Genomic DNA, 15,548 nt, shown 5'->3' with positions numbered 1-15,548 from the left:
GTGGGTGAAAGACTGATGCCCAGATGCTAACAGCAGACATGCAAATTTTAAACAATGAGTAATTGTACTTTTGACAGCTAGAGCGAACACACCCTCAGTTCAGCTCGACGACAGCGCTGCAAAATCTTTGGATCGCTGCTGCGCCCGAAGGTCTGCGGTAGCCTAAGCCGTCGCTTGATATGTGCTCTACGAGTCGCGAAGAAGCTATGATTTATCTCATAGAATAGGAAGTAAGGACAGACCCAGCAGTAGCCGAAGACAGTGCTTTTCTTAAAAGTGTTCACCTTAATATTTCGTTGGGATATATTCACGCACTTGAGTTATATTTTTTTTATTTAATTAAAGTGGTGATAAATTTCCACTGAAAATTATTTAATGCCAGCATGTCAGATTCTCTTTATATTCTGACCTAAAGTTATCACTTGAAATGTTAGGGAAATTAAACGATAGTAGTAGCATTTTTCTCAATAGGGGGTTAATTATGCCAATTTTTATTAGTTACTCACATAATGACAAAATATTTGTAGATAAGCTTGCCAATCAGTTAGTCCAACATAACGTAAATGTATGGTTGGATCGGTGGGAACTTTCAGTAGGTGATTCGATAATTGACTGTGTACAGAACGCTGTTGAGGGAGCCAGCGCTCTGTTAGTTGTGTTATCTAACAATTCTGTAAATTCTGAATGGTGCAAGAAGGAACTTTCCGCGGGCCTTTTACGTGAACTTGAAGAAAAGCGTGTCGTTGTACTGCCTCTGAAATTAGACGACTGCTCGATTCCATTGTTTGCCCGCGGAAAAATGTACGCAGATTTTACCAAAAACTTCGACGAAGGGCTTAAAGCAGTACTACAAGGTATTGCTAAGATAACAAACCCATCCCTCGGAAGAGCCCGGGAAGAACAATATGATACGGATTGGTCAATTGATGATGGTACAATAGATGGAAATATAGCCCTGAATATTAATTTTGTACAATTACCGAAACGTTATCCTTATACATGTTTATCGCAAATTGAAATTTTAGCTAATACACACGCGTCAGCTCGATTTATAAAAGAACAAACATTAACGAATAACCATCACGCTAAGTTACATATAATCAATATCTTGAATAAAAGATTGAAAGAAAACGGTGATTTGAAATTAATACTTTCTGATGAAAAAATGGTTTCTCAACGTTTCGTTTTAAATGGTAGTGAAGATGATGAAGTATACTACGTGACAGTATCTTCCAGGCGTATGGGGGAAGACACAGGATTTGATGTTCTGGTAAACGTCAGCGGTGTTGTTGACGATTGTTATCAGCACATGAGCAAAGTGCTTGCATCTCCCCTTAACAAATAGGTTTAGAAGAAAATATTATGAAGGTAAAACATAGAATACAACGCATGGTTAATATCTTGAGTTGTGGCTTTTATTCAAGGGTTGAAAATTCTTCTAAAGTATTTATTAACGATGTTCTGGATGATGACTCTGGAGATAAATTAAAAAAATATGCTTTTCTATTGATTATGGCTTTATTTTTATTGTTTTTAATTAATATATTCGGAACGGTGTTAGGCCTAGGAGGGGATCTAGGTTCGTTTGGTGATTTTATTGGAGGAGTGGCGAATCCAATACTTACATTTTTAACATTTATTTGTTTGATTAAGACTATTTTCATGCAACGAGATGAGTTAGTTCTTTCAAGAAAAGAGCTGGAACTAACCCGCAAGGAATATACTGAGACGCAGCTTGTTATCAGAAGGCAAAGTGTAGAAAGTACATTTTATAATGGTCTGAATCTACATCATGAGATAGCGAGAAACTTGCAGGTGGATTTTAATGATAGTGTTAATTTTATCAGTGAAAGAGATAAAATTGCATTAGGTCTCGACATTAAAAATGGCCGTCAGTGTTTTAAAGCTTTGCTGGATTATCTGGCATCTGATAGTCCTACCCAGGACGAATTGATAGAGAAGTATAAAAATATCAATAAACATAGAAATGAATGGTTTGGACATTACTTTAGGAATCTTTATAGAATAATCAAAATAATCGATGATCTTCCTGGTGAGTACTTTTCGGTTAGCCAAAAAGAAGAATATTGTCATACCCTCAGAGCGCAGTTGTCTTCAGATGAATTGGCTGTGTTGATGTTAAATTGTTATGGGGATGTCTGCGATCGTGGTGAATTCCGTGGACTACTCAGTCGCTATCAAATGCTGGAACATTTACCCCTCAAATATTCTGAAAAAGATGATAGGGGGGAAGTTAAAGTTGAGGTTGTTGGTTCATTTATAGTTACGCTCTCTTTTTTATCTACGTTTATACTAAGTAATGAAGAAATCGAAAAATCTAAAAAAAGAATAGATCTTAAACGCCACCCTGGTGGTGCCTTTGGGAAAAATTTATCAATAGCATTTCCAAAGAAGTTCGAGAGGGGTAATAATTCTTCGGACGTTTAAATTACATTAATATGCTATACGCCCATTCTTTTTCATAGAATTTTCGAAGATGTGGGCGTAATTCCCATCATGATAATTGTTCAGTTAGGGTAATAATTATTACCTTTTTCTACGAGCATCAACGCATGATTTGCACCACGCCATCAGTTTATCTGCATTGTCATTGCTAGGGTAAAAACTCGTTCTTTTTCTTCGTATTTTGCACCTGGGGCACCATTTCATATGCCTGGTATTTTTTTCTCCACGTAAGCAATCAGTACACCATACGGTTACTCCATCGGAGTGTTTGCTTGACTTACTAAATTTGCTGAACGGTAGCCGTATCCTGCACCTCGTACACTGCTTCGATAGTTCATTGATGTTGTTCTGTTTTAAGGCTAATGCAGGCTCGCATACATCATCCCTTGAGGATACCGTTTCGAGCGGGCAATTCTCGATCTTTTTCTGAACAGGCTCAGGGACTATTCTGGAAGAATAGTCAACCTGCTTGATTGCATTGTGGTAGGCCTCTGCGGGTGTAATTTGCTTTTGTTGTGGTGGATGGAATGTTGTTTGAGTGCTATCAATGACTTTTGTTCTTTCGACTCTGATCTCACCGATGTCCGTTTTGTAGGTATCAGTTTGCCTGATAACAGTTTTATCAGTTGTTTTTGCTTTGTTCTGATTTATCAGATAGATGGCTACAGCTACTAAACCAATTACGACCCAGAATATTTCCATTTCATCATCCTTTGCGTGAATCCCTTGATAGTAATTCGCTGATGAATATGTCGTCAATAAAACCGACGTATTTCCACTGTTACTAAATATACACTTATAATATTTTAAAGAATGAGTAAGTTACAGTTAGGCAAACCTGCCAATACCCGCTGTGTGCAGCTTGCTGAAAATAACCTGTGCATGATCTTTGGTTCCCCGCTGCGCCCGAAAGTCTGTTCCGGCCTTCAGCCGTCCGCGGAGATGTGCGGCAGCACGCGCACGCAGGCGATCACTTACCTTCTTGAGCTGGAAGCGCTCACCGCCCCTTAAACGTCCTTAATTCGCGCCAGACACCCTATCGTCAGCGTACACATCACCAGCGCAATCCAGAATACCGTGTGATAGCTCCAGATCTCGGCCACGATGCCGGCCATTGAACCTGCAATAATCCAGCCCACGCGAGTGGTATTGGTATAAAGGGTGGTGGCGGAGCCTGCCTGGCCTGGCATCAGGTCCTGGAAGTAGAGCATGCCAATCCCGGCGAGTATGCCGATATAAATGGCGTTGAGAAGCTGCAATGCCAGCAAGAGTTCCGGCGTGTGCACCGTCAGCATACCGATATAGAACAGCAGTCCTGCGACAGCCGCGATGCGCATTAAAAAACGCTTTCCGAAACGCTTCGCGTAATAGCCCGCGATCAGCATGGTCGGGATCTCAAGCCCGGCCGCGGTTCCCATCATAATGCCCGCCAGCTTCTCTGGCAGATGCAACTCATCAATAATAAACAGCGGCATGTTGATAATATAAAGGCTGTTTGTTCCCCACATCAACGTACAGATAACAAACAGGAGCAGCGCATCACGACGGTTACGGCGCGGGGCTTCCAGTACGCCTGAAGCCACTTTGGGCTCTTTGCGCATCGACGGCAGGAAGAACCACACCATGGTGCCGCACACCACAAACGCGACAGCCGCACTCAGGTACATCACCGTAAAGCCAAACCCCATCGCCAGGGCATACGCCAGCGGCGGGCCAATGACCCATGCCAGCGACACCTGGGCACGCAGAATAGAGCTGAACATCACCGCTTCACGACCGGTATGGTCGGCGTGCTCGCGGGCGAGGGCGAACATCTGCGGGTTCGCCGTGGAACCGAAGCTGCTCAGGAACACCCCCACGAACAGCAGGATGAAATAGTTGCGGTTAAAAGCAAACAACACGCAGGCAAACACCCCGAGAAGGCAGCAAAAGACGATCAGACTTTTACGATCGCCTTTTCTGTCGGAACGCCCCGCCAGAAACTGACTCACCAGAATGCCGATGATGGCACTGCCGGTAAAAAAGAAGCCAACCATTGCCGGACGGGCGTGGACTTCATTGGTCAGAAACAGGCTCAACGTGGGCGTCTGTAACGCCCCGGCAATGCCGGTAAGGAAGGCAACAATCAAAAACGCCGTGGACGTCAAATCAAAGGGTTTTGGCGAGGCGGCGGCAGGGGTGTTATGCATACTTTCAGTATCAGCAAGTCATAAAGAGACGCGGAGTGTACGACGCTTGTCAGAAAATAAACAGGTACTGCGGTCAATTTCGCCACGAAAAATCAAAATGCCATTTCAATTAACAGGCTCGGGCTGAACTTAGCTGAAACTGACGTGCTGAACGTCAGCAAGATTCAGCTGAGCGAAGAAGAAATGTGCTGTATCTCTAAATTCTGCATCGCCATTTGTAACTTTTCTTGCAAGGTTAAGCAGAAAGCGCAAGACTTTTTGAAACGTTTCAGCGCTATCTTGTTTTAACAAACGGAGCAGGCTAGCGCATTTTTTCTCATTTAAGCTGAAACGATTCAAGTTCAGCAGGAGAGGAGAACCATGTTCCAGTTATCTGTTCAGGATATCCACCCGGGCGCTCAGGCCGGGAACAAAGAAGAGGCCATTCGCCAGGTTGCCGCTGCCCTTGTGCAGGCGGGTAATGTCGCGGACGGCTACGTTAACGGCATGCTGGCGCGCGAGCAGCAGACCTCCACTTTCCTCGGCAATGGTATCGCCATTCCGCACGGTACAACGGACACCCGCGATCAGGTGCTGAAAACCGGCGTTCAGGTTTATCAGTTCCCTCAGGGTGTGGTGTGGGGCGACGGTCAGGTTGCTTACGTGGCAATCGGTATCGCTGCCAGCAGCGACGAGCACCTGGGCCTGCTGCGTCAGCTGACGCATGTGCTGAGCGATGATTCGGTGGCTGAACAGCTGAAGTCCGCGACGACTGCGGAAGAGCTGCGCGCGTTGCTGATGGGCGAAAAACAGAGTGAAGCGCTGAAACTGGATAATGAAACATTGACCCTGGATGTTGTGGCGAGCGATCTGGTCACGCTGCAGGCGCTGAACGCAGGCCGTCTGAAAGAAGCCGGTGCGGTAGACGCGTCCTTTATCACGCGCGTTATCAATGAGAAGCCGCTGAACCTGGGACAAGGTATCTGGCTGAACGACAGTGCTGAAGGCAACCTGCGCAGCGCTATCGCGGTGAGCCGCGCGGCCAACGCGTTTGACGTTGAGGGCGCGCACGCTGCGATGCTGGTCACCGTCGCGATGACCGATGAACAGCCGGTTTCCGCGTTAAAACGTCTTGGCGATCTGCTGCTGAATGACAAGGCTGAAAAACTGCTGAACGCTGACGCAAGCACGCTGCTGGCGCTGCTGACCAGCGATGATGTGCCGACTGATGACGTGCTGACCGCTGAGTTTGTAGTGCGTAACGAGCACGGCCTGCATGCCCGTCCTGGCACCGTGCTGGTGAATACCATTAAACAATTCGAAAGTGAGATTACCGTGACTAACCTTGATGGCACGGGCAAACCGGCCAACGGCCGTAGCCTGATGAAAGTTGTCGCGCTGGGCGTGAAGAAAGGTCACCGTCTGCGCTTTACCGCACAGGGTGCTGATGCTGAACAGGCGCTGAAAGCGATTGGCGACGCCATCGCGGCAGGTCTGGGGGAGGGCGCATAATGAGCAGACGTGTTGCGACTATTACGCTGAACCCGGCATACGACCTGGTGGGGTTTTGCCCGGAGATTGAGCGCGGCGAAGTAAACCTCGTGCGTACCACTGGCCTGCATGCTGCAGGTAAAGGGATTAACGTCGCGAAAGTGCTCAAGGATCTCGGTATCGATGTCACCGTGGGCGGATTCCTCGGTAAAGATAACCAGGATGGTTTCCAGCAGCTGTTCAGCGAACTGGGGATTGCTAATCGTTTTCAGGTTGTTCAGGGCCGTACCCGTATCAACGTCAAGCTGACGGAGAAAGACGGCGAAGTGACCGATCTGAACTTCTCAGGCTTCGAGGTGACTCCGTCAGACTGGGAGCGCTTCGTGAACGACTCTCTGACCTGGCTTGGTCAGTTCGACATGGTCTGCGTCAGCGGCAGCCTGCCGTCCGGCGTGAGCCCGGAAGCGTTCACCGACTGGATGACGCGTCTGCGAAGCCAGTGCCCATGCATTATTTTTGACAGCAGCCGTGACGCGCTGGTCGCCGGCCTGAAAGCCTCGCCGTGGCTGGTGAAGCCGAATCGCCGCGAACTGGAGATCTGGGCTGGCCGTAAGCTGCCAGAATTAAAAGATGTGATTGACGCTGCCCATGCGCTGCGCGAGCAGGGTATCGCTCACGTGGTTATCTCTCTTGGTGCAGAAGGGGCGCTGTGGGTTAACGCTTCTGGCGAATGGATCGCCAAACCGCCATCGGTTGACGTTGTCAGCACCGTTGGCGCAGGGGATTCAATGGTTGGCGGTCTGATTTATGGCCTGCTGATGCGTGAATCCAGTGAACATACTTTACGTCTTGCCACCGCCGTTGCTGCCCTGGCCGTTAGCCAGAGCAATGTCGGTATTACCGATCGTACCCAGTTAGCCGCGATGATGGCGCGCGTTGACTTAAAACCTTTTAACTAACAGCAGGAGAGGAATAATGAAAACGCTGCTGATCATTGACTCCGGTCTCGGACAGGCTCGCGCCTATATGGCGAAGACCTTGCTGGGAGCGGCGGCGAACAAAGCACATCTTGAGATGACGGATAACCCGGGCGACGCCGAAATGGTGATTGTTCTGGGGGATAAAATTCCCGCTGACAGTGCGCTGAATGGCAAAAAAGTGTGGCTGGGCGACATCAATCGCGCGGTGGCACACCCGGAACTGTTCCTGAGCGAAGCGAAAGGTCATGCGTCTGTTTACAGCGCACCGGTCGCGGCGCCGGTTGCCGCGACCGGACCAAAACGTATCGTGGCGATCACGGCCTGCCCGACGGGCGTGGCTCATACCTTTATGGCGGCTGAAGCCATTGAAACCGAAGCGAAAAAACGCGGCTGGTGGGTAAAAGTTGAAACACGTGGATCCGTTGGTGCGGGCAACGCAATCACCCCTGAAGAGGTGGCTGAAGCCGATCTGGTGATGGTTGCGGCTGACATCGAAGTGGACCTGGCAAAATTTGCCGGTAAGCCGATGTACCGCACGTCAACGGGCCTGGCGCTGAAAAAGACCGCTCAGGAGTTTGATAAAGCGCTGGTGGAAGCGAAGCCGTATCAGGCAACGGGGTCCACGCAAACTGCGACGGAAGGTAAGAAAGAGTCAGCTGGTGCCTATCGCCATCTGCTGACCGGTGTGTCTTATATGCTGCCGATGGTGGTGGCGGGCGGTCTGTGTATTGCCCTCTCGTTCGCGTTTGGTATTACCGCGTTTAAAGAAGAAGGCACGCTGGCTGCCGCCCTGATGCAGATTGGTGGTGGTTCCGCGTTTGCCCTGATGGTGCCGGTGCTGGCAGGCTTTATCGCCTTCTCCATCGCTGACCGTCCGGGCCTGACGCCGGGTCTTATCGGCGGTATGCTGGCGGTGAGCACCGGGTCTGGCTTTATCGGCGGTATCATTGCCGGTTTCCTGGCGGGTTACGTTGCGAAGCTTATTAGCTCGAAGCTGAAACTGCCGCAGAGTATGGAAGCGCTGAAACCGATTCTGATCATCCCGTTGATTTCCAGCCTGGTGGTGGGCCTGGCGATGATTTACCTCATCGGTAAACCGGTAGCGGGTATCCTGGCGGGTCTGACCCACTGGCTGCAAACCATGGGTACTGCGAATGCGGTACTGCTGGGAGCTATTCTCGGTGGCATGATGTGTACCGACATGGGTGGCCCGGTGAACAAAGCAGCATACGCATTCGGTGTTGGCCTGCTGAGTACCCAGACCTACGCGCCAATGGCAGCGATTATGGCGGCCGGTATGGTGCCACCATTGGCTCTTGGCCTGGCAACCATCATTGCACGTCGTAAGTTCGACAAAGCGCAGCAGGAAGGGGGGAAAGCCGCCCTGGTACTTGGCCTGTGCTTTATCACCGAAGGGGCAATTCCGTTCGCTGCGCGTGACCCAATGCGCGTGCTGCCATGCTGTATCGTGGGGGGCGCGGTAACCGGTGCTATCTCCATGGCGGTTGGCGCGAAACTGATGGCACCACATGGCGGTCTGTTCGTGCTGCTGATCCCAGGTGCAATCACGCCAGTGCTGGGTTATCTGCTGGCGATTGTGGCCGGTACGCTGGTGGCAGGTCTCTCTTACGCGGTGCTGAAACGTCCGGAAGCGGAAGGGGTCGCGAAAGCGGCGTAAGCGGTAAAACAATAAAAAAGCCGGGTGCTTATGCGACCCGGCTTTTTTTATGCCGCCTGTTCAGCGGTTTGCTGTGCCTTCAGCCAGGCAATCTCTTCTGCCCAGATGTCCGGATTAATGGTTTCCAGCACCATCGGGATACCGTCGAAACGGGCATCCTGCATAATAAAGCGAAACGCATCGTGGCCGATATTGCCTTCACCGAGGCTGTGATGGCGGTCCACGCGGCTGCCAAACGCGCTTTTCGCATCGTTCAAGTGCATTCCGCGCAGATACTTGAAGCCCACAATGCGTTCAAACTCATCGAAGGTCTTTTTCGTCTCATCAAGCGTTCGCAGATCGTAACCCGCGGCAAAGGCATGGCAGGTATCAATACATACGCCCACGCGGGATTTATCCTCCACGCCGTCAATAATGGCCGCCAGATGTTCGAACTTAAAGCCGAGGTTACTGCCCTGCCCGGCGGTGTTCTCGATGACCGCCGTCACGCCCTGGGTTTTATCCAGCGTGATGTTGATGGATTCGGCAATGCGCGCCAGACAGGCATCTTCGTCAATCTGCATCAGATGACTTCCCGGATGGAAGTTCAACAGCGTCAGCCCAAGCTGCTCGCAGCGCTGCACTTCATCAAGAAAAGCCTCGCGGGATTTCTCCAGCGCCTCCTGCACGGGATGGCCGAGGTTAATGAGATAGCTGTCGTGGGGAAGGATTTGACCCGGCCCGTAGTGGTATTTCTCACAGGCGGCTTTGAAATCATCAATCACTTCAGAGGTGAGCGGGGCGGCGCGCCACTGGCGCTGGTTCTTGGTGAACAGGGCGAAAGCGGTCGCCTCAATTTCGGCGGCGCGAATGGCGGCATTCGCAAGGCCACCTGCAGCGCTGACGTGCGCTCCAACATATTTCATAAAGGGACTCCTGTTAACCCGAAATACGTATGATAGCGGGTTAACAGGAGAAGGATGAAGTGGTTTATGCCATCAGGCTATGTACCGCGAGGTTAATCGCACCGCCGCCAACGATCAGCCAGATGAAGAGTACCAGCGCCATCAGCAGCGGTTTTGCACCTGCTTTTTTCAGCGCGCTCACGTGTGTCGTGACCCCGAGCGCCGCCATCGCCATCGCCAGCAGGACGGTATCCAGCGTGACCAGCATATCCACCACGGCTTTCGGCAGCAGGTGGAAGGAGTTAAATACCGCCACCACGATGAAAAGAATCGCAAACCATGGAATGGTGATTTTACTCTTCTGGCTGCTGCCTGCCGGCGCGAGTTGTTTTACGCGAGCGGCCAGGATAATCAGGAACGGAGCCAGCATCATGACGCGCAGCATTTTGGCAATGACCGCGGCATTTTCCGCATCCGGATTAATAGCGTGACCCGCCGCCACCACCTGAGCCACTTCATGCATGGTTGAACCAATATAAATGCCGTAGGTCTCCGGGCTAAACCAGTGCGCAACCAGCGGGTACATGGCCGGGTAGAGGAAAATCGCCAGCGTACCGAAAATGACGACGGTCGCGACGGCAACCGTCACTTTGCTGGATTCTGCCTTAACGACAGGCTCGGTTGCCAGTACCGCGGCAGCCCCGCAGATGCTGCTGCCGGCACCAATCAGCCAACTGGTTTGTTTATCCAGCCCAAACACTTTCTGGCCGATAAAGCAGGCCAGTAAAAAGGTGCTGGTCAGGGTCAGGACGTCAATAGCGATCCCGCTGACGCCGACGTCCGCAATCTGTGAAAAGGTCAGGCGGAAGCCGTAAAGGATAATCCCGAGGCGCAGCAGATGCTGTTTGGCGAAAATAACCCCGCCATCACAGGACTTCCAGATATGGGGGTAAACGGTATTTCCCACCACCATGCCGAGCAATATTGCCAGCGTTAAGGCACTAAAACCTGCCCCGGCGACGGCCGGAATACTGCCGCCCCATAACGCTACGCCAGTTACCACCGCGCTGAGCGCAAGACCCGGCACGAAGTGCCACAATGTACGTTGATGCTGTAAGGTGTGTTCTGACATAACCTTCTCCTTTATCTGGCTAAAAGGTTACGGCGTTGTGGCTTAAAAATAAAATTGATTATATACTTATAATCAATCTATATAAGTGGTAAGTAACCATGCACATTACGTTGCGTCAGCTGGAAGTTTTTGCCGAAGTGCTGAAAAGCGGGTCGACGACGCAGGCCTCGCAAATGCTGGCGCTGTCCCAGTCCGCGGTAAGCGCGGCCCTGACCGATCTGGAAGGGCAACTGGGGGTTCAGCTTTTCGACAGAGTGGGGAAACGGCTGGTCGTCAATGAACATGGCCGCCTGCTGTACCCGCGCGCGCTGGCATTGCTGGAGCAGGCGACTGAAATCGAACAATTGTTCCGCGAAGAGAACGGGGCCATCCGCGTTTACGCCAGCAGTACGATCGGCAATTACATTCTGCCGGAAGTGATTGCCCGCTATCGCCGGGATTTCCCGACCCTGCCGCTGGAGATGAGCGTTGGCAATAGCCAGGATGTCATCAATGCGGTGATCGATTTCCGCGTGGACATCGGTTTGATTGAAGGGCCGTGTCACAACGTCGATATCATTGCTGAACCCTGGCTGGAAGATGAGCTGGTGGTGTTCGCCTCGCCGGCCTCTTCTTTATTACAGGGTGAAGTGACGCTGGAACGGCTGGCTCAGGCGCAGTGGATCCTCCGGGAACAGGGCTCCGGTACCCGTGAAATTGTCGATTACCTGCTGCTCTCTCACCTGCCGCATTTCCGGCTGAGTATGGAGCTGGGCAACTCGGAAGCCATCAAACACGCGGTCCGTCATGGGCTGGGCATCAGCTGTCTCTCCCGGCGGGTGATTGCTGAACAGCTTGAGGCCGGCACGCTGGTCGAAATACCGCTCCCGTTGCCTAAACTGGTGCGCACGCTGTGGTGCATTCATCATCGTCAGAAACACCTTTCCAGCTCGCTGCAGCGTTTTCTGCGCTATTGCGACATGTAAACCCGCAATGCGGATCCTCTCTCCGTTGGGAGAGGGGAGATGCAGATGCGTGCTTTACTTATAATCCTGGCCGAGTCATGAAGCTCTCTTATAACTGAGCATTTCTGCCGGAAGGAACGCGTATCGTCTGCTACAATCGCGCCTCATTTGTTGAAGGGACAGCATTTTCACATGGTTTCAGAAATTAAAACCACAGAAGCGCCCGCGCTACGTCGCGAACTTAAGGCGCGTCACCTGACGATGATCGCTATCGGCGGTTCAATCGGTACAGGTCTTTTTGTTGCCTCTGGCGCAACAATTTCGGCAGCCGGCCCGGGTGGGGCACTTTTCTCTTATATCCTGATTGGCCTGATGGTGTACTTCCTGATGACCAGTCTGGGCGAACTGGCGGCGTACATGCCGGTATCCGGTTCGTTTTCGACCTACGGTCAAAAATACGTTGAAGAAGGCTTCGGCTTCGCGCTGGGCTGGAACTACTGGTACAACTGGGCCGTTACTATCGCCGTTGACCTGGTCGCCGCACAGCTGGTGATGAACTGGTGGTTCCCGGACACGCCAGGCTGGATCTGGAGTGCGCTGTTCCTGGCGGTGATCTTCCTGCTCAACTACATCTCCGTGCGTGGTTTTGGCGAAGCGGAATACTGGTTCTCTTTGATTAAAGTGGCAACCGTCATCATCTTTATCGTCGTCGGTGTGGCGATGATCGTTGGTATTTTCAAAGGCGCTCAACCTGCAGGATGGAGTAACTGGAGCATTGGCGATGCGCCATTTGCGGGTGGATTCTCGGCCATGATTGGCGTGGCGATGATTGTCGGCTTCTCCTTCCAGGGAACCGAGCTGATCGGGATTGCTGCCGGTGAATCCGAGAACCCGGAGAAGAACATTCCACGCGCGGTGCGTCAGGTATTCTGGCGTATCCTGCTGTTCTATGTGTTTGCGATTTTGATTATCAGCCTGATCATTCCTTACACCGATCCAAGCCTGCTGCGCAATGATGTGAAAGACATCAGCGTTAGCCCGTTCACGCTGGTCTTCCAGCATGCCGGTCTGCTCTCCGCCGCGGCGGTGATGAACGCCGTTATCCTGACCGCCGTGCTCTCAGCGGGTAACTCCGGCATGTACGCGTCTACCCGTATGCTCTATACCCTGGCATGCGACGGCAAAGCGCCACGCATCTTTTCTAAGCTGTCCCGTGGCGGCGTACCGCGTAACGCCCTGTATGCCACAACGGTGATTGCCGGTCTGTGCTTCCTGACCTCCATGTTTGGCAACCAGACGGTGTACCTGTGGCTGCTCAATACGTCCGGTATGACGGGCTTTATCGCCTGGCTCGGGATTGCTATCAGCCACTATCGCTTCCGTCGCGGTTACGTTATGCAAGGTCATGACATCAATGACCTGCCGTATCGCTCAGGGTTCTTCCCGCTGGGGCCTATTTTCGCCTTCATTCTGTGCCTGATTATTACGCTGGGACAGAACTATGAAGCGTTCCTTGCGGACCGTATCGACTGGGGTGGTGTAACGGCGACCTACATCGGTATTCCGCTGTTCCTGATAATCTGGTTTGGTTACAAACTGACGAAGGGGACGCGCTTTGTTCGCTACAGTGAAATGGAATTCCCGGGACGCGTAAAACAATAACCGCACTTCCTCTCTTTTAGCCCGCTCGGTTGAGCGGGCTTTTTTATTGGCGATCAGAAGCTGTAGGTCATGCCGACAGTGTAACGGCGGCCATCAAGTACGGTATCGTAAGTCTCGTAATCAATCTGTTTATCCAGCACGTTATACACGCCTGCGGTTACCAGCAGGTTCTTATTGGCGTTATAGCGCAGACCCACATCAACCTGCGTGTAAGACGGGCTGCCCTGTGACATTGAGGTTCGGCTGAGATACTCAGAAGATTTGCCGCGGAAGTTCAGGCGGCTCCAGAAGCCCACATCCTGCGTAGCCTGCCAGTCCACCGTGGTGTTGAACATATGCTTAGGCATTTTATTCAGCGGCTTACCGGAGAACTGACCGCTCTTCTGCTCGGATTCGGTATAGGTGTAGTTAGCCGTCCAGTTAACATCACGGGTGATTTTCCAGCCGAAAGTGGATTCCACACCGCGCATGTTGGCTTTGTCGACGTTGACCCGGTCGCTGACAAAATCGTAGGCATGACCGCCAATCGTACAGGCAGGGTCGGCACTGCTGTTACAGCGACGTACTTCAGTGATTTTGTTTTTGAAGTCGGTATTGAACAGCGTAACGCCGGCGTTAAGACTGTCATTGTTATCCCAGAGCAGGGCGATCTCTTCGCTCAGGCTCTTCTCCGGCTTGAGGTCCGGGTTACCCACGATCATGCCATCCAGCCGACCGCCGCCCGTTGCCTGACCCCAGTTGGCGGAGGACTGACGCAGATCCGGTGCACGGTAGCCGGCAGAAACGCCCCCTTTTAACGTCCACTGTTCTGCAAGGTGCCACACCCCATAACCGCGAGGCGTCCAGTTGGTGCCATAGTTCTGGTCTTTATCCATACGCAGACCACCGGTCGCCGTGAAGCTATCGGTCATCGCCCACTCATCTTCAGCAAACAGCGCCCAGCTCCAGCGCGTCAGTTTGTTGAGCCCGTCCGCCGCCTCAAGCTGGTTACCGTTGTCACGCAGCTTCTCATAGCGATATTGACCGCCGAGGGTCAGGGTATGGTCGCCGAGGAAGATCTGGTTCTGGTTGTTGAAAGTGGTGTTATACGAACGCATTTTGCGAACCGGGTTATTGGTCTCTTCCTGCTGGATGTAGCTGGTAGTGTTGAAGTCGCTGTAGTAACCGCTGTGGGTAAGGGAATAGGTCGTATGTTCGTAGCGGGTTTCGCTTTTGCTGTTTGGCGTGCAGGTTGCCCCGCGGCAGGTTTCAGTCGCTTTCGACTTGCCCGGCGTGCTGTTTCGGTCCTGAAGTTCGCGGGCAAAATCGAGGTCAAAATCGTTCTGCTCGTCCGGGGTAAAGTTCAGCGTGATCCCGCCGTTACGCATTTTCTGCTCATTGAAACCGTTCAGGATCTGATCTTCCGCGCGACGTGAGAGCAGGCCTGTCACTTTTGCACCGAGCAGTCCGTCAATTAACGGGCCGGAAGCGTAGGCGTTGGTCTGGAAGATATCCCCGGAATCATGGTTCTCCTGGAACGTGGCATCGCCGTGTAACGATCCGGTCCAGGCTTTGGTATTCGAGACTTTTTTGGTAATGATGTTGATTACGCCGCCCATTGCATCTGAGCCATAGAGCGATGACATGGGCCCGCGGATCACTTCGATGCGCTCGATAGACTCCAGCGGCGGTAGCCAGCCTTGCTCAATGCCCGAGTTATCGCTGTTCGGGCGCGTGCTGCGCGTGCTGACGCGCTTGCCATTGACCAGGAACAAGGTGTACTGGGACGCCATGCCGCGAATGCTGATATCGCTGCTGCTTCCGCCGCCCGTGACGACGACGCCCGGGACATCTTTTAGCGCATCGGTCACATCGCGGTAAGCCTTGTCTTCAATCTGCTGCTTTGAAATGACGGAGATAGAGGCTGGGGCATTCTGGATTTTTTGCTCAAAACCCGTGGCGGTCACCACCACGGTATCCGGGTCGGCTGCGTGAGCAAGTGGGGAGAGCATGGCGGCGCTGATGGCAACAGCCAGTAACGTAACGCGTGGTATTGTCATTTGAACATTCCATATCAAAAAGAAAAACACTCCATCGGGTAACCCTGAGAACTGTATGTATTTGTCTTGTAAGAACTCTTTGTGATGGAGAAGAGCCTGGAATT

The 15,548-nt window shown here is 51.9% G+C and carries 12 protein-coding genes and 1 pseudogene; 9 read left to right on the top strand and 4 right to left on the bottom strand.

Annotated elements, in window-relative coordinates; translation table 11 throughout:
* Nucleotides 1–79: 79 nt before the first annotated feature.
* From QLG09_RS22380 to QLG09_RS00720, 4 genes and pseudogenes are all read left to right on the top strand, one after another.
* A pseudogene (locus QLG09_RS22380) lies at nucleotides 80–227 on the top strand (YkgJ family cysteine cluster protein); the annotation flags it as partial.
* Between the two features lie 254 nt (nucleotides 228–481).
* On the top strand, nucleotides 482–1,345 hold the full coding sequence (locus QLG09_RS00730) for a toll/interleukin-1 receptor domain-containing protein (RefSeq protein WP_262811578.1): 864 nt from the start codon (nucleotides 482–484) through the stop codon (nucleotides 1,343–1,345).
* Nucleotides 1,346–1,362: 17 nt separating this feature from the next.
* A complete protein-coding gene (locus QLG09_RS00725) occupies nucleotides 1,363–2,448 on the top strand; it encodes a putative phage abortive infection protein (protein ID WP_282488673.1) in 1,086 nt (361 codons plus the stop codon).
* 831 nt (nucleotides 2,449–3,279) lie between these two features.
* Nucleotides 3,280–3,477 carry a Fe-S-cluster oxidoreductase gene (locus QLG09_RS00720; protein ID WP_282488672.1) on the top strand — a complete coding sequence of 66 codons (198 nt, stop codon included), beginning with the start codon at nucleotides 3,280–3,282 and terminating at the stop codon, nucleotides 3,475–3,477.
* Here the strand turns inward: QLG09_RS00720 and setB are convergent.
* A complete protein-coding gene (gene setB / locus QLG09_RS00715; RefSeq protein WP_049023585.1) occupies nucleotides 3,474–4,655 on the bottom strand; it encodes a sugar efflux transporter SetB in 1,182 nt (393 codons plus the stop codon). The genes QLG09_RS00720 and setB overlap by 4 nt on opposite strands.
* Nucleotides 4,656–5,015: 360 nt before the next feature.
* Between setB and fruB the strand changes: the two genes are divergently transcribed.
* The 3 genes from fruB to fruA are packed head-to-tail and all read left to right on the top strand — an operon-like array spanning nucleotide 5,016 to nucleotide 8,783.
* Nucleotides 5,016–6,146: a fused PTS fructose transporter subunit IIA/HPr protein gene (gene fruB, locus QLG09_RS00710; protein ID WP_049023584.1), complete on the top strand. Its 1,131-nt coding sequence runs from the start codon at nucleotides 5,016–5,018 to the stop codon at nucleotides 6,144–6,146.
* Nucleotides 6,146–7,084, top strand: coding sequence for a 1-phosphofructokinase (fruK, locus tag QLG09_RS00705; protein ID WP_014170919.1), 939 nt, complete (start codon nucleotides 6,146–6,148; stop codon nucleotides 7,082–7,084). The genes fruB and fruK overlap by 1 nt, the downstream gene beginning before the upstream one ends.
* A 16-nt stretch (nucleotides 7,085–7,100) precedes the next feature.
* Nucleotides 7,101–8,783, top strand: coding sequence for a PTS fructose transporter subunit IIBC (gene fruA, locus QLG09_RS00700; protein WP_032680587.1), 1,683 nt, complete (start codon nucleotides 7,101–7,103; stop codon nucleotides 8,781–8,783).
* A 47-nt stretch (nucleotides 8,784–8,830) separates the two neighbouring features.
* Here fruA and nfo read toward each other — a convergent pair whose 3' ends face one another.
* Nucleotides 8,831–9,688 carry a deoxyribonuclease IV gene (gene nfo, locus QLG09_RS00695; RefSeq protein ID WP_014170917.1) on the bottom strand — a complete coding sequence of 286 codons (858 nt, stop codon included), beginning with the start codon at nucleotides 9,686–9,688 and terminating at the stop codon, nucleotides 8,831–8,833.
* Nucleotides 9,689–9,752: 64 nt separating this feature from the next.
* Entirely contained in the window at nucleotides 9,753–10,799 is a 1,047-nt protein-coding gene (locus QLG09_RS00690; protein WP_032678578.1) for a YeiH family protein, read from the bottom strand.
* Nucleotides 10,800–10,897: 98 nt separating this feature from the next.
* Between QLG09_RS00690 and yieE the strand changes: the two genes are divergently transcribed.
* The gene (yieE, locus tag QLG09_RS00685) at nucleotides 10,898–11,764 is read left to right on the top strand and encodes a DNA-binding transcriptional regulator YeiE (RefSeq protein WP_014170915.1); all 867 of its coding nucleotides are present in this window, start codon (nucleotides 10,898–10,900) and stop codon (nucleotides 11,762–11,764) included.
* 171 nt (nucleotides 11,765–11,935) lie between these two features.
* A complete protein-coding gene (locus QLG09_RS00680; protein ID WP_020883191.1) occupies nucleotides 11,936–13,405 on the top strand; it encodes an amino acid permease in 1,470 nt (489 codons plus the stop codon).
* A 53-nt stretch (nucleotides 13,406–13,458) separates the two neighbouring features.
* Here QLG09_RS00680 and QLG09_RS00675 read toward each other — a convergent pair whose 3' ends face one another.
* On the bottom strand, nucleotides 13,459–15,444 hold the full coding sequence (locus QLG09_RS00675; RefSeq protein ID WP_049023023.1) for a ligand-gated channel protein: 1,986 nt from the start codon (nucleotides 15,442–15,444) through the stop codon (nucleotides 13,459–13,461).
* Between the last annotated feature and the right edge of the window lie 104 nt (nucleotides 15,445–15,548).

The sequence above is a fragment of the Enterobacter sp. V89_11 genome (assembly GCF_029967775.1).
GTDB classification, from domain to species: Bacteria; Pseudomonadota; Gammaproteobacteria; order Enterobacterales; family Enterobacteriaceae; genus Enterobacter; species Enterobacter ludwigii.
Note: the sequence above shows the minus strand (reverse complement) of the source record. Positions and strands in the feature narration are given on the sequence as shown.

Excerpts from the sequence above, each read along its gene's own strand:
- QLG09_RS00730 (WP_262811578.1), top strand. The coding sequence starts at position 482 with ATGCCAATTTTTATTAGTTACTCACATAATGACAAAATATTTGTAGAT.
- QLG09_RS00725 (WP_282488673.1), top strand. The coding sequence starts at position 1,363 with ATGAAGGTAAAACATAGAATACAACGCATGGTTAATATCTTGAGTTGT.
- QLG09_RS00720 (WP_282488672.1), top strand. The coding sequence starts at position 3,280 with ATGAGTAAGTTACAGTTAGGCAAACCTGCCAATACCCGCTGTGTGCAG.
- setB (WP_049023585.1), bottom strand. The coding sequence starts at position 4,655 with ATGCATAACACCCCTGCCGCCGCCTCGCCAAAACCCTTTGATTTGACG.
- fruB (WP_049023584.1), top strand. The coding sequence starts at position 5,016 with ATGTTCCAGTTATCTGTTCAGGATATCCACCCGGGCGCTCAGGCCGGG.
- fruK (WP_014170919.1), top strand. The coding sequence starts at position 6,146 with ATGAGCAGACGTGTTGCGACTATTACGCTGAACCCGGCATACGACCTG.
- fruA (WP_032680587.1), top strand. The coding sequence starts at position 7,101 with ATGAAAACGCTGCTGATCATTGACTCCGGTCTCGGACAGGCTCGCGCC.
- nfo (WP_014170917.1), bottom strand. The coding sequence starts at position 9,688 with ATGAAATATGTTGGAGCGCACGTCAGCGCTGCAGGTGGCCTTGCGAAT.
- QLG09_RS00690 (WP_032678578.1), bottom strand. The coding sequence starts at position 10,799 with ATGTCAGAACACACCTTACAGCATCAACGTACATTGTGGCACTTCGTG.
- yieE (WP_014170915.1), top strand. The coding sequence starts at position 10,898 with ATGCACATTACGTTGCGTCAGCTGGAAGTTTTTGCCGAAGTGCTGAAA.
- QLG09_RS00680 (WP_020883191.1), top strand. The coding sequence starts at position 11,936 with ATGGTTTCAGAAATTAAAACCACAGAAGCGCCCGCGCTACGTCGCGAA.
- QLG09_RS00675 (WP_049023023.1), bottom strand. The coding sequence starts at position 15,444 with ATGACAATACCACGCGTTACGTTACTGGCTGTTGCCATCAGCGCCGCC.